Annotated in this window: 15 protein-coding genes, 2 tRNA genes and 1 pseudogene; 5 read left to right on the forward strand and 13 right to left on the reverse strand. The window is 74.0% G+C overall.

Translation table 11 applies throughout. The features are described 5' to 3' along the window. Positions 1-105: 105 nt before the first annotated feature. The 6 genes from ABD330_RS28685 to ABD330_RS28710 form a co-directional block, all read right to left on the reverse strand. Positions 106-179: transfer RNA gene (locus ABD330_RS28685), tRNA-Lys, on the reverse strand. A gap of 67 nt (positions 180-246) precedes the next feature. Continuing rightward, positions 247-843, reverse strand: a complete 597-nt coding sequence (locus tag ABD330_RS28690) for a bifunctional DNA primase/polymerase (protein ID WP_344468962.1) — start codon at positions 841-843, stop codon at positions 247-249. Positions 844-975: 132 nt separating this feature from the next. After that, on the reverse strand, positions 976-1,377 hold the full coding sequence (locus tag ABD330_RS28695) for a hypothetical protein (protein WP_344468964.1): 402 nt from the start codon (positions 1,375-1,377) through the stop codon (positions 976-978). 265 nt (positions 1,378-1,642) lie between these two features. Continuing rightward, entirely contained in the window at positions 1,643-3,064 is a 1,422-nt protein-coding gene (locus ABD330_RS28700; RefSeq protein WP_344468966.1) for an AAA family ATPase, read from the reverse strand. A gap of 8 nt (positions 3,065-3,072) precedes the next feature. Beyond that, positions 3,073-4,695 carry a hypothetical protein gene (locus tag ABD330_RS28705; protein WP_344468968.1) on the reverse strand — a complete coding sequence of 541 codons (1,623 nt, stop codon included), beginning with the start codon at positions 4,693-4,695 and terminating at the stop codon, positions 3,073-3,075. After that, positions 4,692-5,918 carry a hypothetical protein gene (locus tag ABD330_RS28710; protein WP_344468970.1) on the reverse strand — a complete coding sequence of 409 codons (1,227 nt, stop codon included), beginning with the start codon at positions 5,916-5,918 and terminating at the stop codon, positions 4,692-4,694. The genes ABD330_RS28705 and ABD330_RS28710 overlap by 4 nt, the downstream gene beginning before the upstream one ends. Positions 5,919-6,097: 179 nt before the next feature. On the opposite strand from ABD330_RS28710, the gene ABD330_RS28715 reads away from it, so the two are divergent. Further along, entirely contained in the window at positions 6,098-6,742 is a 645-nt protein-coding gene (locus ABD330_RS28715; RefSeq protein WP_344468972.1) for a histidine phosphatase family protein, read from the forward strand. Positions 6,743-6,958: 216 nt separating this feature from the next. Here the strand turns inward: ABD330_RS28715 and ABD330_RS28720 are convergent, their stop codons facing one another. Beyond that, positions 6,959-8,473 carry an NsdA family TPR-like regulatory protein gene (locus ABD330_RS28720; RefSeq protein ID WP_425555672.1) on the reverse strand — a complete coding sequence of 505 codons (1,515 nt, stop codon included), beginning with the start codon at positions 8,471-8,473 and terminating at the stop codon, positions 6,959-6,961. Positions 8,474-8,800: 327 nt separating this feature from the next. Between ABD330_RS28720 and ABD330_RS28725 the strand changes: the two genes are divergently transcribed. Then, entirely contained in the window at positions 8,801-9,274 is a 474-nt protein-coding gene (locus ABD330_RS28725; protein ID WP_344468974.1) for a hypothetical protein, read from the forward strand. A 130-nt stretch (positions 9,275-9,404) separates the two neighbouring features. Continuing rightward, the gene (locus tag ABD330_RS28730; protein WP_425555673.1) at positions 9,405-10,352 is read left to right on the forward strand and encodes a spermidine synthase; all 948 of its coding nucleotides are present in this window, start codon (positions 9,405-9,407) and stop codon (positions 10,350-10,352) included. A 111-nt stretch (positions 10,353-10,463) separates the two neighbouring features. On the opposite strand, the gene ABD330_RS28735 is transcribed toward ABD330_RS28730, so the two are convergent. From ABD330_RS28735 to ABD330_RS28755, 5 genes and pseudogenes are all read right to left on the reverse strand, one after another. Then, positions 10,464-11,099, reverse strand: a complete 636-nt coding sequence (locus ABD330_RS28735) for a hypothetical protein (protein ID WP_344468978.1) — start codon at positions 11,097-11,099, stop codon at positions 10,464-10,466. A 693-nt stretch (positions 11,100-11,792) separates the two neighbouring features. After that, positions 11,793-12,239, reverse strand: a complete 447-nt coding sequence (locus ABD330_RS28740) for a DUF4442 domain-containing protein (protein WP_344468980.1) — start codon at positions 12,237-12,239, stop codon at positions 11,793-11,795. 231 nt (positions 12,240-12,470) lie between these two features. Then, positions 12,471-12,546 (reverse strand) — tRNA-His (locus tag ABD330_RS28745). Positions 12,547-12,667: 121 nt separating this feature from the next. After that, positions 12,668-13,270, reverse strand: coding sequence for an oligoribonuclease (gene orn, locus ABD330_RS28750; protein WP_344468982.1), 603 nt, complete (start codon positions 13,268-13,270; stop codon positions 12,668-12,670). A gap of 569 nt (positions 13,271-13,839) precedes the next feature. Next, positions 13,840-14,979 (reverse strand): annotated as a pseudogene (locus ABD330_RS28755) (helix-turn-helix domain-containing protein); the annotation flags it as partial. A 958-nt stretch (positions 14,980-15,937) separates the two neighbouring features. Here ABD330_RS28755 and ABD330_RS28760 point away from each other — a divergent pair. After that, positions 15,938-16,759 carry a GNAT family N-acetyltransferase gene (locus ABD330_RS28760; protein ID WP_344468984.1) on the forward strand — a complete coding sequence of 274 codons (822 nt, stop codon included), beginning with the start codon at positions 15,938-15,940 and terminating at the stop codon, positions 16,757-16,759. 236 nt (positions 16,760-16,995) lie between these two features. On the opposite strand, the gene ABD330_RS28765 is transcribed toward ABD330_RS28760, so the two are convergent. After that, positions 16,996-17,781, reverse strand: coding sequence for an HAD family hydrolase (locus ABD330_RS28765; protein WP_344468986.1), 786 nt, complete (start codon positions 17,779-17,781; stop codon positions 16,996-16,998). Between the two features lie 725 nt (positions 17,782-18,506). Between ABD330_RS28765 and ABD330_RS28770 the strand changes: the two genes are divergently transcribed. Then, positions 18,507-19,010, forward strand: a complete 504-nt coding sequence (locus ABD330_RS28770) for a universal stress protein (RefSeq protein WP_425555674.1) — start codon at positions 18,507-18,509, stop codon at positions 19,008-19,010. The last annotated feature ends 129 nt before the right edge of the window (positions 19,011-19,139 follow it).

A 19,139-nucleotide genomic window follows, 5' to 3' on the forward strand; every position in this document is an offset into this window, starting at 1 on the left:
CCCCCGGCCTTCGGCCGGGAGGTACCCCCACACGCCCCTCGTGATCGGCCAGCGATCGAACGACTGAAGGCCCCCCGCGTGAGCGAGGGGCCTTCAGTGTGTCTGTGCGCCGCCAGGGACTCGAACCCCGGACCCGCTGATTAAGAGTCAGCTGCTCTAACCAACTGAGCTAGCGGCGCTTGGTGACAGGCCAAACTTTAGCAGCGGGTCCGGGCGGAGCCAAAATCGAATACCGCCGGCCGGGCGTCAGGCCGAGGGCAGCGGGTGGAGCCGGCCCGGGCCGGACGCGTCGGAGCCGCTTTTCACGGGCTCCGGGGCCGCCGCGGGCCTGGGTCCGCGCGAGGCGCGTACGCAGGCCCACAGCACCACGGCGGCGCCCGGCAGCCAGGGCTCCCGGGAGTCCGGGGCCACGATCCAGCGGCCCGCGCCCTGCCCGGGGGACTCCGGCGCGTCCACCATCCGCTGGACGGGCGGCACCGTCACCGCGTCGCCCGTCCCGTGGCAGAGCAGCGGCGGTACCTCGCGGGCCCACTCCTCCCAGGCCAGCAGGGTGCGCAGCCGGGCCGCGGCGCCCGGCTGGACGAACAGCAGGGTCCGGCCCCGGAAGGCCGCGACCGGTCCGCAGCCCGGCCCGGAGGCCCAGAGCTCGTCCAGGACGCGGCGGCCGAACAGCGAGGGCATGCTGATCACGTCGAAGGCGCGACCGCAGGGCAGCACCGAGGGCGCCCACGGGCGGGACTGCCACAACGCGCGCATGCTGCGCGGGTACTCGCTCGCAGAGGCGAGCCAGGCCTCACCGGCCACGGTGACGTACTCAACGGATTGATAGGTCCAGATGTCCACGTCCAGCAGCCTGGCGGGCGGCGGCCGCCGGGCGGAGCGAAAACCCGGTTTGCCGGACAGCGGCCCGAGGGGGCGAGTACCATCCCCCGCGCATATGCCACTGGCGATCGAACACCCCCGGTGCGCGGCGGGTCAGTGCTCTCCGCCGCGCGGCTGCTTGAGCAGGCCGCGGCCGTACTCGACCATCCGCGCCGCGTAGTCGGGCGTCCACTCGACGCGGTCGGCGATCTCGGTGGGCGAGAGCGCGTCGAACCGCCGGGGATCGGCCAGCTGGGCGGCGGCGACCGCCTGGAAGTCGGTCGCGCGCTCGGCGGCGGCGCGGAAGGCGAGCGCCAACTCGGTCGAGCGAAGCAGTAGTTCGGCGGGGTCGGTGATGGAATCGAGGTCGAAGAACCGTTCCGGCTCCGGGGTGTCGGCCTGCGGCTCGAAGAGCAGCTGGGCCGGCCGCAGTCTGCGGACGGGGGCGCCCGCGCCCGAGGCGGCCGGTGCGGTGGGGCCGCTCTGGTCGGATATCGGGGACTGGCGATCGGGCATGGTCGGGCACCTCCGGGGTGGTGGCTGGCTGGCCGCCGTGGGAACGGGCGGCCTGACTGGGCCGCCGTCCATTGTCACTCGGCAGCGGCCCGTAGCGGAACGGTGCGCGGGCAAGCGCTATTCCGCAGCCGTGCGCCGGTTCTCCCCCCAGTACGCCCGCCGGGCCCGGCCCGGGGCGCGAGGGGCTGCGCGGATCCGGGCGGCAGTGACGGTGCGGGGCCCTCCGGTGACGCGCGGCCCCCGTTCATCCGTTTTTTGGGGAGGGCTACCGGCGGACGCGGTGTTCGGCGAGGTGGGCGAGGACGGCGTGGTTGGCCTCCCAGCCGTCCGGGAACTTGACCGTGACACCGAGGGACACCGGTTCGGCGGCCGGGTGGTCGTCCAGGAGTTCGGCGATCCCGGCGCGGGCGACCACGATGCAGGCGTGCCGGTGCCGGGAGGCGAGCACGCACAGGCGGCCGGTCTCCAGGTGGAAGGCGGTGGCGTCCGGCCGGCCCGAGAGCGGGTGCAGGACGACGGTGACGTCGTACTCGCGGCCCTGCAGCCGGTTGGCGGTGTCCACGGTGACCGCCGGACCGGCCGCCGGGTCCACCGGGACGCCGAGCGCCGCCAGCGCGGCCCGGACGGCGGCGGCCTGGTCGCGGTGCGCGGTGCCGACGGCGATCCGGCCCGGGGTGAGCGGCGTCGAACCCTGCTCGGAGTGCGCGGTCAGCTCGCGCCGCAGCAGGCGGTGCACGGTGTCCGCCACGGCCGCGACGGCCTGCGGGTCGGTCCGGACGGTGTGCCGGGCCGGCAGCTCCAGCAGGGCCCAGCCGTGCTCGGCGGCCTCGTCGATCGCCGCGTCCACGGCCGATCCGTCCGGGCGGACGGCGGCGGTCAGCCGGCGCTCGTCCGGGCCGGTGCCGGAGCGGAACGGGGTGTAGGGGTAGAAGGCCGCCGAGATCAGCGGCGCGGCCGAGAACGGCAGCCGCCAGGAGACCGGCAATCGGTGCGGCCGGATCGCCGGGTTGTGCGCGAGCAGGGTGACGACGGCACTGCTGGACGGGTCGTACGAGAGCCCCGCCCACTGGTCGGTGCCGACCACCGTGAACGGGTCCAGCTGGCCCGGGTCCCCGACGAACAGCGCCCGCTCGAACAGCCGCGCCACGGCGAGCAGCGCGTCCGAGCGCATCTGGTACGCCTCGTCCACGATCGCGTGCCGCCAGGGGGCCTCGGCCTTGACCCACTGCCACTTCGCGGCGGTGGAGATCACCACGTCCTGCTCCAGCAGGTCGGCGACCTTGGCGGAGGCGGTCACGTTGGCGTGCCGCAGCGCCTCCGCCGCCGGGCGCGACTCGCTCGCGTGCAGGCGGCCGATGGTCAGGTCCGGGCCCTTGGCGGCCAGCCGGTCCACCAGGTCGTCGACCTGACTGTTCGTCTGGGCCACGATCATCAGCCGCTCGCCCTGGCCGACCAGCTCCCGGGCGGCCTTCACCACCAGCGTCGACTTGCCCGCGCCGGGCGGGGAGTCGACCACCACCCCGCGCGGGGCGCCGGGGGCGGGACGGGAGACCGCCGTCAGGATCTCGGCCACGGCGGCGTCGGCGGCTGCGGAGGCGGATGCGGAGGCGGATGCGGTGGCAGCGGCCTGGTCGGCCTTGTCGGGGTGGTCGGTACGGCGGGTGTGGTCGGTACGGTCGGTGGTCATGGTGCCGGCTATTCCCACTCTTCGGCGGCGGCGGGCGTGTGGTCGGCGCTCCCGGGCGGGCCGCCGTGCGTCCAGGGCGTGTCGTCGGGCTCGGGCAGCGGAGCCGACTGGCGGGGGGCCAGCTCGAACAAGGTGAAGGTGACCCGGTCACCCGGCTCGGGCAGGCTGCCCGGCTCCGGCTCCTTCTTCCGCCCCATCCCGGAGGTGACCTGGAGCGTGATGGTGCCCTCGGCCGGGTCGGCGGCCACGATCACGGCCTTCTGCGCCGTCGCGGCTCCCCCAGCCTCCGGCCGGGGGGACCCCCATGCCCGGTGCGCCTCGCGGCCCGGGTCGGCGTGCGGCCGGTCGGTGCTGCGGACGGTGACCAGCGGGCGCGGCTTCGGCGAGCGGCCCGAGGTGTCGTACGCGGGCGTGACCTCGGTGACCACGCCGGTGAACGCCTCACCGGCCAGCCGCCGTTCGGCCATCACCAGCGGATCGTCCAGAGCTTCCTGGACGTCCACCCGGACCTGCTCGCGCTCACGCTGGGCCAGCTTGCGGGCGGCCGTGACGGCGTCGTCCTGCTTCGGCTGCGGGGGCTCCCCGGCGGCCAGCCGGTCCCGGTGGCCGGTGTAGGACCACCGGTCGCCCTCCCAACGCTCGGCCAGGTGCGCCGCCGGGGGCAGGGCGTACAGCAGGTCGAGCCCTTGCCAGACATCGCGCCAGGTCGGCAGCAGGACGCTCTCCAGCGCGGCGTGCAACTGCTCGGAGGCCGACTTGGCCAGCAGCTCGGCGCGTTCGTGCGCAGCGGCGTCGGCGTCTGTGGTGCCGGCGAGGAGCGCGGCGAGGGCGGCGTCGTGCCGGGTGATCGCGTGGGCCAGCACCAGCTCGTCGAAGCGCGGGTCGGTGACCGGGCCGGCCGGGGGGTGGGTGAGCTGGCCGTGGGCGTCGCGCTCGGTCTCGGCCAGCTCGGCCGCCTGCGCGCCCGTCAGCCCGGGCGGCGGAGAGTGCCAGGCGAGCTGGGCGGCCAGGTGCTGGTCCTCCAGATGGCTCTGGCCCGTCGCCCAGTGGCGGGCCAGCAGGCCGGTCATCGGCAGCAGCAGGCTGGAGCCGGGCACCTGGGAGCGCTCGGTGAGATGCGTCAGCCACCGCCCCAGCAGCGGAACCCGGGTCGGCGCCGGGTACGGGCCCGGGTCGGCGTCCTCGGCCGTACGGCGGAAGCGGGTGGAGCGCCCGAGCAGCGCGAGATGCCGGATCGACCCCAGGTTCGGCACGACCAACTGCGGTGCATCGGAGCAGAGTTCGCGGAACACCTGGGTCTTCTCGCCGGTCTCCGGATCCTTCTCGGACGCCTCGATCTGCTCGACCTCGGCGCCGAAGGACTCCAGGTACGGCAACAGGTCGGCGGCGAAGCGGGCCAGGAAGTCGAAGCGCTGCGCACGGTTCAGCGGCTGCGGGACGATGTGCAGCCGGGGCGCCTCCCGGTCGGTGCCGAGCAGCACCGCGAGCGGCGCGCCCGCCTCACCGGCGGCGGCCAGCGGGACGACCACCATCGGACGGGTCGAGAGGTGCCGGTGCCGGACCGTCGCCAGCGGCTCGGCCCGCCCGCTGCGGACGGCCTCCAGTCGGGCCAGGGTGCTGAGCAGGCTCACCGCGCGTCCCTCCCTGCGGCCTCGGCCAGCGCCTCGGCGCGCAGCGCCGCCGCGTACGCCAGGCGTTCGCCGTCCGCCGGGTGGTCGCCCTGGCCGCCGTGGCCGGCCTCGCTACCGCCGCCTGCGGGGCCCGCCGCTGCGGCGAGCGCCTCGGCGACGGTGCCGATGCTGCCCAGCTCGCCGCGCACGCCCCGGCCGAGCTGCTCGACCGAGTCGGCGCAGCGGGCCCGGTCCCGGCAGTGGAAGCCGAGTTCACAGCTGGAGAGGCAGTCCGGGCTGTAGGCGGCGGGCACCGACTCGACGGCCCCGGCCAGCTCCTCGGCGGGCCGGGTCGGGCTGCCCGCCTCGTCGGGGGCGAGGTCGAAGGTGGTGCCGGCGGGGAGCGAGCCGAGCAACTGGTCGACCCTGGTCATCAGCGCGAGTTGACGGCGCGTCGTGGCCAGCTCGCGCCGGACGTCCACGGCCGCGACCGTCGGCCGGTTGGTGAAGTCCTTGGGGCAGACGAGCAGCACCGTCAGCTCCGGGCTGCCCGGCAGGTCGGGGACGGCGTACGGGGACGGGTCCGCCGCCCGGCCCGCCGCAGCGGCGGCCGTCTCCTGGAGGGCCAGCACGTAGACGGCGGCCTGCCGGGCCGCCGCGCCGACCTTGGCCGGGTCGGCCGAGCCGTCCAGGATCGGGAAGGACTTGATCTCCACCACCGTGCAGCGGCCGCCGTGCACCACCACGGCGTCCGGCTCCAGATAGGCCGGGCCGCCCGCGACGGTGAGCCGCAGCATCGGGTGGTCGAGCAGCGTCCAGGCCGCCGGGTCGGCGGCGGCCTCCGCGAGGGCGATGGCCGTCCGCTCCGCCCGGACGGCCGGGCTGGAGCGGTGCAGCAGGTCGGGCACGGCGAGCGGCACCGCACCGTCGGCCGGAAGGCCGAGCCGGTGCCGCAGCGGCTCCAGCAGCGCCGCGTAGCCGTTCTCCTTGAGCCGGAACTCGAAGACGTTGCCCCGGGCGATGGCGAACGGCGACTGGCCGAACGGGGCCGGGCGGCCCAGCCGCTCGGCCACGGCGCCCTTGTCGACACCGGCGGCGTCGAGCAGGGTACGGCGGCGGCAGCCCGGATTGGCGGCGAGCGCGGCGAGGGCACGGGCGTCGAGGCTGCGCTGCGGCGCCCGGCCGCGCAGAGCGGCGAGCTGTTGTGCGAGCGGGCCGACCTGCTCCAGATGCAAGACGTTCATGGTGCGGCCCAGTGTCGCACCTGGTACCGACACCAGGGGGCGGACGGGGGAACAGGGCGAGGGGAGCGCGCCGTTCAGGACCGCGGAAAGTGATCCCCGGGCGGCTGCCACGAGGCGGCCGGACGGTGGGGGATCATGGAGGCCGGCCACCCCGCCGACCCAGCTGCGAGGAGTTCCCCATGCCCGCCCGCATCGTGCTCGTCAGGCACGGCGAGACCGAATGGTCGGCCACCGGCCGCCACACCGGCCGCACCGACATCCCGCTCACCGACGAAGGCCGCGCGATGGCCCGCGCCCTCGGTGTCCGACTGGCCGCGGCCCCCTGGAACGGCCTGCCCGGCGCCACGGTCTGGACCAGCCCGCTCTCCCGCGCCCGGGAGACCTGCGAGCTGGCCGGCTTCGGCGACCGCGCCGTCGACCGCCCGGAGCTCATGGAGTGGGACTACGGCCAGTACGAAGGACGGACCGGCCACGACATCCGGGACACCGACCACCCCGGCTGGCTGATCTGGCGCGACGGCGTGCCCGGCGGCGAGAAGCTCGCCGACGTCGCGGCCCGGGTGGACGGCTTCATCGCCGGACTCAACTCCGACCACGGCACACCGCACCCGGACAGCACCACCATGCACTGCGCCGACCACGACGTGGTGCTGTTCGCCCACGGCCACCTGCTGCGCATCCTGACGGCCCGCTGGCTCGGCCTCCCGCCCGAGTACGCCCAGCGCTTCAAGCTCGGGACGGCCGCACTCTCCGTCCTGTCCTGGGAGTACGGCCTCCCCGCCGTCGAGATCTGGAACGACACCAGCCACCTCGACCCCGCCTGACGGTTCACCCGCCGGGGGCGCGGGGAACCGCCCGAAGCCGGCCGGTACGGCGCGGGTTCACCCTTGGGGGCGCGGGGAACGGCGCGGACCCGGCAGGTACGGTGCCGCACCGGTGCGCCCGTCGAGGCCGGGTCCCCGCGCCCCCGTGCCCCCAAGGCCTGCGCCGTGCTCCCGGCACTTCCCGGCGCTCCTCGGCGGTCCCCGGCGGTCCCGCCCTCAGGCCGCCATCGCCGCGTCGTACTCCGCGACGAAAGCCGCCACCTCCGGCACCGCGCAGCGGCTCCGCAGGTGGCCCACGGTGTCGGCCAGCATGCCCCGGATCCGGGCGGACCGGACCTCGCCGAGCAGGGTGACGGCCGCCGAACCGTGGGCCGCCGCCCCGGCCAGGTCGCCCCGGCCGAGCCGGTCGTGGGCCAGCTCGGCGGTGTAGAGCGCCCGGTTGCGGACGAAGTGCGGATCCTGCAGCGCTATGGCCTGGCCGGCCCGGTCGCTCGCGCGGTCCCACTCGCCCAGCGCCGACCAGCACTGGGCCTCCAGCCCCGCGAGCTCCGCTTCCCCGAAGAAGGACATCCACTCCGGATCCGCCTCGGACTCGCCCCGCTCGAAGAGCGTGCGGGCCCGCCCGAGCGCCCGTTCGAAGGCCGACCGGTCGTGCAGTTGGGCCCAGGCGCCGGCCTCCCGCATCGCGAGCAGGGCGAGCAGCCGGTCCGAGTCGAGCGGCCGGGCGGCGGACTGCCCGGCCTGAGCGGCGCGCAGCGCCTCGCGGGGCCGGCCGGAGTCCCGGGCCAGGAAGGCGCTGTTGCAGAAGACGTGCGCCTCCAGCGCCGGGTCGTTGGACATCCGGGCGGTGGCCAGCGCCTCCGCGTAGAACGAGCGGGCATCGCCCAGCCGGTTGGAGTCGTGCGCCAGCCAGCCGACCGAGATCGCCAACTCGCCCGCCCCGGCCTGCAGTCGGCGCTCGGTCGCGGCGCTGTACTCGCCGTCGTTCAGCAGGACGTACGCGCTGCGCAGCGACTGGCCGGCCAGCTCGAAGAGCGCGTCGGCGCCGTGTGCGTCGTCGAGCGTGCGCAGGTCCCGGACGGCCTGCTCGACGCCTCGGACCTCGGCGGCCCCGACCTTCCGGGGGTGCGGCACCGGCCGGCGGGGGAACGGCAGCACCGGTACGGGTGCCTGGGCCGGGTGCGGTGATCCGGCGGCTGGGGCGGCACGGGTCGGCCGGTCGAGGCCGACCGCCGCCGCCAAGGCGGTCGAGCCGCCGCTCAGGAACATACGGCGACGCATGTCGTCGTTCTCCTCGTCGGGCTGGTGCGGGTCGTCGAGCAGGAGCGCGCCGCGGTGCGACGGTGCCCCGTTGCCGGGTGGCGGAGGTTGCCCTGCCACCCGGCGGCGGACCTCGGTGCGCGGGGCGAAGCCGAGCTCCGGCAGCGAGCGGCCGGGCCACATGTGCCGGAAGACCCGCTCGTAGGCGTAGTTGGGGCAGCGGATCTCACCCGCCTCCACCCGCCCCACGTAGCGGGCGTCGCAGGAGACGTGCTCGCCGATCTCGCGGGCGGCCCGGCGGATCGCGGTGGCGAACTCGCCGGGCGAGCGGTCCCCGCGCAGCTCGCGCATGACGGAGTTCGGCGTGGGGGCGGGCGTCGGCGGGGAAGCCGGCACGGACGTCCCGGAGGCGGCGGTGGGGTGGGCGCCGGTGGGCGTCTGCGGCGGTCCGCCCGATCTCGTGGCTGCCATGGTCTGCGCTCCGAGCTCGTGCCGGGGTTCTGCGGGGCCGGCTGCTGGTCTGCGGATCCGGCCGCCTCTCCGGCGGCTGGTTCCTGCCATGACAGTACCGAAGGTCACGGGTCGGACTCGGTGGATTTCCGGATGATGTGCGGTCAATTCGGTTTATTTCGAGTGGCATTGCCGAGTTCTGCCATGAAATGCCATGGCTTGCTGTAGGCCTCCCCGTGGCCTTCCCGGGGTGCTCCGCGTTGTCCTGATACGTGGAAGGCTCTGCCCGCGCCCCCACCCGATCGAGTGGGCGGGCTTTCCGACCTGACGAGGTGACAGGAGGGCCCCATGCCCATCGGAGTGTCGCAGTACCGTCGCCCGGCCGCCGGGAGGGTGCTGACCGGCAGTGCACCCGCTCTGCTGCCGGACGGCTTCGGCAGCGAGCCCGCGTCCTACCCGGGCGGCGGCAGCCCGGCCGTCCGGCCCGTCCCGGTCGGCTACGACACCGTCACGGTCGCCGTCCGGCACGGCCTGGAGACGGTCGACATCCTGCGCCTGCGGCGCGCCTGCGGCTCGGTGCTGCAGAGCGCGAGCGGGTCGGCGATCGCCTTCCTGGTCCCGGCCGGCACCGCCGACCGCTGGCACCTGCCCGGCAGCACCTGTACGCCCGGAGCCGCCCTGCTCCCGCCCACCGACTCCCGCTGGGTGATGCCGCCGACCGGCCCCAGCAGCCTGGCCCGGCCGACGGACGCGTGGGTGCTGCGCTCGGCCCTCTGCGAAGCCGCCTGCACCCTGACGGCCGGCGGCCTCAGCCCGTTCTGATCCGGCGGGCACTCGGCGCGTACCCGGCCTGGGGGCCGGAGCGCCTGCCGACCGATCTCCGACCGATCTCCGATCTCCGACCGACCTCCGGCGGCTCTGAGCTGCGGACTCGTCCGCCACCACGGCGATAATGGTCGCCATGGGACGCAACAGGGCCGGCAGGGCTCGTACCGACAGCGAGCCGACACCCGCCGATTCCTCCGGTACAGCTCCCGGAGCCGCAGCCGGTGGCGCCAGAACACACGCCCAGGGCCCGCTGGCCCGCCCGGTCGACTCCGGCCTGGCCGAACTCCTCCCCGACCGCGACCGGCCGCTGGCCTGGACCCTGCTGCTCGACGGCGCACCCCAGTCCCTGGTCGACCTGGCCGATCCGGCCTACCTGGGCTTCGAGTACCAGCGCAGGCTCGGCCACCTCATCGACCTGGCGGCCCCGCCCGGCAAGCCCATCACGGTGCTGCACCTCGGCGGCGGCGCGCTCACGCTCGCCCGCTACGTCGCCGCCACCCGCCCGCGCTCCCGTCAGCAGGTCGCCGAGATCGACACCGCGCTGACCGAACTCGTCCGCGCCGAACTGCCGTTGGAGCGCGGCTGGCAGATCAAGGTCCGGGGCGCCGACGCCCGCGCGGTGCTGGAGCGGACGCCGGAGGGCACGGTGGACCTGGTCATCACCGACATCTTCGCCGGAGCCCAGGTGCCCGCCCACTGCGCGACGGCCGAGTTCACCACCCTGGCGGCCCGGGCCCTCGCGCCCGGCGGCCGGTACGCCGTGAACATCACCGACGGCTCCGCTCTGCTCTTTGCCCGCTCCCAGGCCGCCACGCTGCGCGCGGTGTTCCCGGAGGTCTGTCTGGTGGCCGACCCTGCGGTGCTGCGCGGCAAGCGGTTCGGCAACCTGATCCTCGCGGCCGCCCAGAACCCGCTGCCGATCGACGAACTGGGCCGCCGAGTGGCCTCCGACTCCTACCTCGGCCGGGTCGAGCACGGTCGCGGACTGGCGGACTTCACCGCCGGAGCCGTCCCGGCCACCGACGCGACCGCCGCTCCCTCACCCGCACCGCCGCCGGGCGTCTTCCGCTGACGCTGACGCTGACGTTGCCCGGCCGTGTCCGCTCTTCGCGCGGCCCACGCCCGGCCCGGGTGCGTCCGGTTGTCGCTCCGGTCCGACCGTACGGCAGCTCCGCAGGACGTCTCAGTGGCCGCGCGGGAGGCCGCGGTGCTTGTACATCGCGGCACCGGTCAGCAGCATGCCGGCCGCGATCGGGACGAGGACAGTGGTGTAGCCGCCGTCGCCGTCCACCGGTGTGGCGGCGGTCAGGGCGAGCGCCGGAGCGTCGGCGGGTGGCTGGTCGAGGCTGTCGGCCTGCGCGCCGACGACCGCCTGCTCGGCCGCAACGGGCGCGGACCGGGCGGCCTGCGCGGCGATCGGGCGGGCAGGGGCGGGGTGGTCGGCCACCGCCGGGGGCAGGGGGCCGACCGGTCCGGCGGCCCGGCCCTCCCCGGCGTTCGGAACGGACCGCGAGGCGCGCGGAGCGTCGTCCCCCCGGGACTGCGACGGTACGGACGGCAGGAGGACAGCGGCGATCGCGAAGGCGTCCGGCACGGTGGCGGCCTGCCCCGGCAGCGGCAACCCGCCCGCCCTGATCCGCTCCCGGAGCACCTGCCCGACCGGGGCGGCCGGGCGGCCGAGGAGGGGGAGGGCGGTGCCGGTCAACTGGTCGAGCAGGGCGGGGGCATCGGTCATGCTGACCAGATCCGTCTCCTGGTCACCGCCGACCGCGTACGCGCTGGTCACGCCCAGCCCCAGCCCCCAGACCTGGGCGAGCACCGCACCCCCGGCCGCCAGCGTACGAGGACGGGGCAGCCGCCCGACCGCCCGGCCGAACCACGGCGCCGAACCGGCCGGGCGACCGCCCGACTGGGGCCCTGCGGTCGGTAGCCCTGCGGTCGGTGACCCTGCGGTTGGCGGCAGAACCGCCGGAGAAACCGCGCTCGGAGACACGGGGGTCGGGGGTTCGGCGGTCGGGCGTACGGCGGGGTTCGGCGCGGAGGCTTCGGGCTGCGGGGGGATCGCATGATTGGCTCGCACGTGAGGGGAGAACGAGCGACCGCTACCGAAAGTCACGCCGGAGGGTGAGGGCGGGGCGGTGGGGTTGCCCGGAGGGCCGGTCTTCAGGCTGCGCCCCGACCGCCCGCTGCCGGACAGCCGCTTGCCCGGCCCGGCCCTGGCCTCGGTCCGGCCCCGCCCGGCTCTCGCCCGTGTCCGGCTCTGCCGATCCGCCTTCAGTTCCGCCTCCGACCCGCCTCTGACCCGCCTCCGACCCGACTCCCGCTCCGTGAACGGGGGCGATTTTCGGCCTATTCGACGGCTTACGGGGCAGACGGCGTATTCGCCGTGGCCGTGCATCAGGACGGCGGGGTGTCCTCCCGGTTCGGGGCGGACACCCCGGGCGCCGGCTGTTCGCGGGCCCGCTGTTCAGCGGTCCGCCGCCTGGGCGCCCACCGTCGCGGCTCCGGTGGCTCAGGAGTTGGGGCGCAGGGTCCAGGTGATGGTCATCACGCCGGTGACGGCGCCGTCGGCCCGGGTGATCTCGACCGTGACCGGGAACTCGGGGCGCTCGCCCTTGTCCAGCTCGGCGACGATGTCGGCCACCGGGCGGCCGATGGTGGCGGTGGCGGTGACGACGCCCATGGCGAGCTTCTTGTACGCGATCTCGGCGTTCACCGCGAGCGGCACGGCCCGCGAGAGCTGGTCGCCGAAGGCCGCCAGCACGATGCAGCCGCTCGCCGACTCGGCCAGGGTGAACATGGCGCCGGCGTGCGGGCCGCCGACGTGGTTGTGGAACGCGGCCTGGTCCGGCAGCCGGAGCACGGCCCGCTCGGGGCTGGTCTCCAGGTACTCAAGCTTGAGCGTGTGGGCCATCGGCACGGTGGAGTCGAGCAGCTGGCCGATCGAAGGTGTGGTCATGCGAGAGATGTTACTAGTGAGTAGCTACAAGGGGGAGGCGGGATGCCGAAAACTTGCTCGACGTCAGCTCCAGCCGCTTCGACGCCGGCCCGAGAGCCGAGACCTGGGATCCTCGGTCCGGGTCCGGTCCGGACCCCGGCGGCGAGGCCACCCGCCGGCCCGGCCGACGGTCGCGGGAATGCAGAAAGCCGTCAGGGTCCGATCTCCAAGAGATCGGACCCTGACGGCTGTTGGGGTGAGTAACGGGACTCGAACCCGCGGCCACCTGGACCACAACCAGGTGCTCTACCAACTGAGCTATACCCACCATCTGTCCGGCGCGTTCCCGCGCTGACAGAAAGAACTCTACAGGATCCGAGAGGGTGCTCGCGCCAGGGTTTCGAGTGCGGCCGAGGTCGGCTCCCGGTCAGTTCCCGCCGGGCTTCCGCTCAGGACGTGGGCAGCTGGTACTTCGCCGCGATCGCCCGGGCCGCATCGGTGTCCGGGCCCGGCTGGTCGACGAACACGGCCTCGCGGTAGTAGCGGAGTTCGGCGATGCTCTCGCGGATGTCCGCGAGGGCGCGGTGGTTGCCGCCCTTCTGCGGGCTGTTGTAGTAGGCGCGCGGGAACCACCGGCGGGCCAGCTCCTTGATCGAGGAGACGTCCACGATCCGGTAGTGGAGGTGGCCTTCGAGCGCAGGCATGTCGCGGGACAGGAAGCCGCGGTCCGTCGCCACCGAGTTGCCGCACAGCGGGGTCTTGCCGGCCTCCGGCACGTGCTCCCGGATGTAGGCCAGGACGCGTGCCTCGGCCTCGGCGAGCGTCATGCCCTGGTCCAGCTCGTCGAGCAGGCCCGAGGACGTGTGCATCGCGCGCACGAACTCCGGCATGCCCTCCAGCGCCTCGGCCGGTGGCCGGATGATCACATCCACACCCTCGCCGAGGATGTTGAGCTCGGAGTCGGTCACGAGTGCCGCGACCTCGACCAGGGCGTCCCGGTCGAGGTCGAGCCCCGTCATTTCACAGTCGATCCATACCAAACGGTCGTTCACGTCACTCACCCTACGGCGCGATCACGTGAAGCGGACAGCTCCCGGTCGGCACCGGCGGGCCGCGCTGCCCCGCCGCCACCGTCGGAGTCCCCGTCCGTACGGGTGCCGGTCCGCCCGGCGCCCTCCGGTCGGTGGCCCTGGCCCAGCCCCCGGGCACTGGGCTGACCGTGCCCGTCCTCCTCCGCGACCGCGTGCTCCACGGCCCGTTCGGGAGAGTGGTCCACGGAGCGTTCCACAGCCCGCTCGGCGGGACGTTCGCCCGGACGTTCGACTGAGACCGCCCGTTCCGGCTGCTGCCCGTCGACGCCGCGTTCGACGCCGTGCGTCGGCCTGCGCACGGCTGTGCGCTCGCCGGAGCCGTCCGCCGGACGCTCGCCTCCGGCCTCCGGCGTCCGGAGCGGCCGGTGGGTCGCCGGGCCGGACTGGGCGGGTACGAGCGGACGGACCCGGTTCTTTCCGGGCGCCCCGGCCGGCCCCGCCCCGGCACCCGGCCGCTGGAGGCCCGGCGCCGGATGGCCGCTCGCCCCAGCGCCGCCGGGAGCGGTGACACCGGGAGCCCCCGCTGCTGTGCCCGGTCCGCCCGGTCCACCCGGCCCGGAAGCCGGAGTACCGGCGCCGATCGGGTTCGGCGAACCGGGGGAGCCGAGCGGTCCGCCCGGATTGAGCGCGCCGTTCAGCCGGTCGGCCGGATGGGCCTGCGACGGCACGCCGGAGACCGGCGCGGGCCGACGGGCCCGGTAGGTCGTCCGGTACGTGGCAGGAGAGACCCCCAGCTGGCGGCGGAAGTGACCGCGCAGGGCGACCGGGGAACGGAAGCCGCAGCGCCGCGCGACGTCGTCGACCGACAGTTCCGAGGTCTCCAGCAGCCGCTGCGCCTGCAGCACCCGCTGGGTGATCAGCCACTGCAGCGGAGCACTGCCGGTGAGCGTACGGAACCGGCGGTCGAAGGTACGCCGGCTCATGTAGGCACGGGCGGCCAGCACCTCCACGTCGAACTGCTGATTGAGGTTCTCCAGGGCCCAGGTCACCACCTCGGCGAGCGGGTCGTTGCCGATCTCTTCTGGTAATGACTGATCGATGTACTGGGCCTGCCCGCCGCCGCCACGTCGGCTCGGCACCACCAGGCGACGGGCCAGCGCGTTGGCGGCTTCGGCGCCGTGGTCGCTCCTGACGACGTGCAGGCAGAGGTCTATGCCGGCCGCCGTCCCGGCCGAGGTGAGCACGTCGCCGTCGTCGACGAAGAGTTCACGCGGGTCGACGTGGACGCGCGGGTAGCGCTTGGCCAGCGTCGGCGCGTACATCCAGTGGGTGGTGGCGGGGCGGCCGTCCAGCAGACCGGCCGCCGCGAGCACGAAGGCGCCGGTGCACAGGCCGATGATCCGCGCGCCCTCGTGGTGCGCCTTGCGCAGGGCGGCGATCGCCTCGACGGGCGGCGGCTGGGAGATCGACCGCCAGGCCGGTACGACGATCGTGCCGGCCCGGGCCAGCGCCTCCAGTCCGTACGGGGCGGTCAGGGTCAGGCCGCCGGTGGTGCTGAGCGGGCCGTCCTCGCCGGCGCAGACCAACAGGCGGTAGCGGGGCACCCCGGCGTCCTGCCGGTCCACCCCGAAGACCGAGAGCGGGATCGAGCTCTCGAAGATGGGGGCCCCGCCGAAGATCAGGACGGCCACGGTCTCGCGGCGCCGACGGCCCGACAGTTTCCGGGGCATCGTCAGAGGCGACGAACCTCCGGACACTGACCCGGACCCGCCGTTCGCCGACCCGACTCCGGCTGACGAACCGCCAGGCAGCAGTGTCCCGGGCAGGGCGGACCCGCCCGGACCGGTCGACGGGACGCCGTGCTGACCGGGGAACTGTCCGGGAGCCTGGTGGGCCCAGTGGCCGAACGGCTGCCCCCCGCCCTGGCCCATGAGCTGATGGGGCGTCTGGGCGTTCGGATGACCGGCCGGATGCCCGGTCGGGTAGTTGTTCGGGTACCCGGTCTGGTGGCCGCCGGACGGTGCCGAAGGCGAGGCCGTCGCCGGTTGGGGCGGAGAAGCCGGCTGACCGGCTGCCGAGTTGATGAGCAGTTGGCCGAGCGGACGGGTCGACTGCCGAGCGTCGGACGACCGGACGGCCGTCGTCGGGGAGCCCATGGCGGTCGGAAAGGCCGTGGTGGGCTCGGCGCTTCTGGAAACCCGGACTGTGGGGCCGGTCGGTGACTGGCCGCCGTCAGGACCCGTATCGCTCCTGCTCACCCTGCTCAAGGCGCTCCAGCCCCCTCGGTGGTGTGGTGTGGTGGTGCTGTACTGCTCGCCAAGATCGAATCTACTGGGTCCGACGGTTGCCGTTGTGACAAGTTCACCATCCGACGCTATGTCGACATGGCAATTTGGCGTGATGCATTCGATCACGAAGCGTGGCACCCGTCGACCCCTCTGGGAAGGGGGCCTTGGCAACGGTGGCTTGTTGTCGCACGACCGGCCCGAGAGCGGTACGGCGGACTGCGCCCCACCGGGTGGTCTGGGCTGCGGCTTTCCCCAACGCGGCAAGGCCGGAGTGAGATTGACTGAAAATGAGCGGTTCACGAGAGGGCGCACGCGGTACGAACGCGCGCCTGTGTGAGCCCCGCTGTGCAGTGCCGGAGGCGTCTGGAGCGACATCGGGTCCGGCGGCTAGGGTCGGCGCATGGGCAACCGCGGCCGACTCGAACAGGCCAACGACAACGCTGTCGGCTTCTGGTCGGCCCAGGCGGAAGTGCAGGGCTGGGAGCACGTTCGGCGCGAGGGCTATACGGCCGTCCGCTGCGCCCGGGCAGCCGGAATTGCCCATCGCGTCGTGATCACACGGCCGTACGGCGACCACGAGGGGCTCGCGGCGACGTTGGCGGCGGAGTTGACGAGACTGCTCCAGGAGTGGGGCCCGGGCGAACTCTGCCTGGAGGATCCCTACCTGGGCCTGGACCTCAGGGCCTCCGGTCGGGAGTCCTCCCTGGAGATGCCGGTGATGACCCGCGAACCCGGGCCGCTGCCCGCCGGGCCGCCGGTCGGCTGCGGGGCCGGTCAAGCAACCATGCGGGGGCGTGGTCTCGGCACCGGTGCGTCGGGCGAGGTCCGGACGGTCGGGGAAGTGACCGACGCCGAGGGGCTCGCGGCGGCGGAACGGACGGTGGTGGAGGGGTTCCCGGTGAGCGGCAGCCGGCCGTGGTCGCGAGGCGGACTGCTGCCGGAGGCGCTGCTCGCCGTACCCGGGTGCCGGGTCTGGCTGGCGCGGGTCGACGGGAGCCCGGCCAGTGCCTGCGTGACCTATGACGACGGCGAGGCGATGGGCGTCTACTGGATGGCGACCCTGCCGGAGCACCGGTCGAAGGGTCTCGCGCGGATGGTGGTCGAAGCGGCCCTTGCCGCCCACCCCGACCGAGTGAGCACTCTGGTGGCCACCCTGCTCGGCGAACCGCTGTACCGCAGGCTGGGCTTCACTGAGCAGGGGCTGACTCGCTGGTGGCGCTGAATCCGTCGCGGACGGCGTCCGGCGATGCGCTGGGGTGGTGTGGGGTGGTGGTGTGTGTGGGGGGAGAGAGACACGGCGGCATCGAAGCCGGGCGGGACAGGTGGGAGCCGGCGGCCCGAGCGAGCTGCCGGACCGGGCGGACCGGGCGAGCTGGGCAGATCGGATGAGTAGGGCAGATCGGATGAGTTGGGCGAGCTGGGTGGCCGGCGGCAGGGTGCAGGCGCTCGCGGTGGGTCCTATGAGCCGGTCATACGGACACCTGAGGCCTCGACAGGTGCGGCGGCGAGCGGGGTAACAGGGGCGAGCCCGGCGAGTTGCGGGCGGCCCGCGCTGTACGAGCGCGGCCGGAGGGTCGGAGCGTTGCGTGCGCTCAGGACGAGGCCGACCGCCTCGGGCAGGCCTGCCGCGCTCACGGTCGGCCGGTAGCCGGGCTCGGCCCAGGGGCGGCCGTGGTGGAGCCAGACGCTCCGCAGTCCGGCCAGCTCGGCTCCCGCGATGTCGGCGGGTGCGTGGTCGCCGACCATCCAGGTGTGTGACGTCCAGTCACGGGTCAGCTGGACCCCGCAGCGCTGCGCGGCGATCTCGAAGATCCGAGGGTCCGGCTTCAGGTGTCTGGCCTCTTCGGAGATGACCCAGCCGTCCACCAGCGGCACCAGGCCGGTGCGACGGATCTTCTCCAGCTGGGGTCGGGTACCGCCGTTGCTGACGATGCCCAGCGTCCACCCGGCCGCCCGGGCCGACCGCAACGCCGCGATGTGTGAAGGCGGACAGTGGATATGGGAGTTGATGCCTCGCCGGTAGTGCGCGAGCAGGAACTCCAGCGAGTGGTCGAGGCCGTAGCGGCGCTTGGCGGCGCCCAGTACCGTACTGCGCGGTACGTAGCCGCCACCGTCGATGGTGGCGAACCAACTGAGGTCGTCGGCCGGCAGTTGGTGGTCCTCCAGGAAATCCTGTGCCCAGGCGAGGAATGCGGAATCCCGGGGCAGGAGCGTGTTGTCGAGGTCGAACAGGAGCAGCGGCATGCGCTGCATGGTGCCAGCGGGCGGGTCTATGCAGGAGGCATTTGCCAATAACAGGACCGGACTCTGCCGAACTGGCCGAAAGCGGAGCGTCACGGATGGCGCGGGTGTGGTGGACGACAGCGGGTGCAGCGGGAACGGCATGGAGTGGTGGCACGGGCCGGCGAGCGGGACGTGGCCGGTGTGGTCAATCGATGACAGTCCGATCACGTTGTGTGGTTGTCCTGTTGCGCTGAAGGGCTCTCCTCGGTAAAGCTCCTGGGAACCTCCTCCCCCGTGGGTGCGGAGCCGTTGGGTGGGGGCGCGCAAGCTGCGGCGCACGCGTCCTCCGTTAGCGGGATCCTTGCCGTTTCGAGGCTCTACTGCTGGGCTGCGCGGGGCCCCCGTCGTACTCTGAAAGGAAGCAGGTCGCATTCGGTGGTGTTCGGCGGAGAGCGGCTCGGTGTCGCGGGTGGGCCTGCTGCTTGGGCAGCATCGTCCTTTCCTGTCGGCCCATCTCACTTGAAGAGCCTTGAGCCATGGTTGGTTTTGAGCGCCCCAGATCTGTTGGCGCACACCCTGCGAGGCCGGCCGATGAGACTTCCGTCGGTGGTCCGCGAGGTCGGCGGTCCGCCGTGGTCCTGGCGCGGGACATCGTCCGCCGCGGCTGGCCCAAGCCGCGACAGCGGAGAGGTGAGAGCAGGGAAGAGCGCCCGGAGGACGTGGTGACGGATGGTGCGGGGCCGGCGATCGGCCGACCGGGCGGGCCCGGTGAGACCGGTGGAGCCGGCGATCCGGTACTGGAGGGGCAGGCGGTACGGCCCTGCGACCCGACCTTCCAGCACGGTGTGGTGGTCGGCTTCGACGGGTCGTTGTCGAGCGAGCGGGCACTGGCGTACGCGGTCGGCATGGCCCGCCGCTCGCACTGCGGGCTGGTGATCGTCCATGTTGCGAACCGTCTGCCCACCACGGTCTGGGCGGGCTGCGAGCCTCCGGTCTTCGTAGATCTTCCGGATCACCGGACGGAGATCCTCGGTCTGGAACTGGCCTGTGCCGACTACCTGGCGGGTGTGCCGTGGATCCTGGTGGAGCGCGGCGGGGACATCTGTTACGAGATCGAGGAAGTCGGCCGGGAGTACGCGGCGGACGCCATCGTGGTCGGCAGCACCCACGGCATCCTGGGCAAGCTCTTCGGGTCGGTCTCGGGCCGGCTGGCGCGCCGGGCCAACCGGCCGGTCATCGTGATCCCCTGACGGGGTGTTGGAATTCGCGGCGGGAGAGGCCGCCGAAGGCCCGCAAGGGGCGGCCTGGCGAGCAGTCGGATGGCCTGAGGCATCGGTGGGTTGGGGAGCTGGCGAACCGAAGCGGGTCGGGGTCGCTCG

It is taken from the genome of Kitasatospora kazusensis (assembly GCF_039529945.1).
Lineage (GTDB): Bacteria > Actinomycetota > Actinomycetes > Streptomycetales > Streptomycetaceae > Kitasatospora > Kitasatospora kazusensis.